The organism is Flavobacterium aureirubrum, assembly GCF_038739835.1.
Classification (GTDB): domain Bacteria; phylum Bacteroidota; class Bacteroidia; order Flavobacteriales; family Flavobacteriaceae; genus Flavobacterium; species Flavobacterium aureirubrum.
In genome coordinates this window covers 1-309 of record NZ_JBCGDO010000113.1, presented here as the reverse complement: position 1 = coordinate 309, position 309 = coordinate 1, and the positions used below count along the sequence as shown (strand labels likewise).

Annotated in this window: 1 pseudogene; it reads right to left on the bottom strand. The window is 35.0% G+C overall.

Annotated elements, in window-relative coordinates:
- Nucleotides 1-309 (bottom strand): annotated as a pseudogene (locus WFZ85_RS16155) (HD domain-containing protein); the annotation flags it as partial.

Genomic DNA, 309 nt, shown 5'->3' with positions numbered 1-309 from the left:
ATAGTTTTTATGTTGTATAATCCCAAACGATGCGCTAATGGAGCATAAATGTATAAGGTTTCAGAAGCAATTTTTACTTGTTTTTAATCGGGCATGGAGTCCATGGTTTGCATATTGTGCAAACGATCAGCTAATTTTATAAGAATTACACGAACATCGTCATTCAAGGTCAATAGCATTTTCCGGATGTTTTCCGCTTGCATCGAGATGTTCATGTCCTTTTTTACTTGAGCAATTTTTGTCAATCCTTCTACTAACTGAGCGATTTTAGGATTGAACATTCTTTCAATATCTTGCAAAGTGATATCC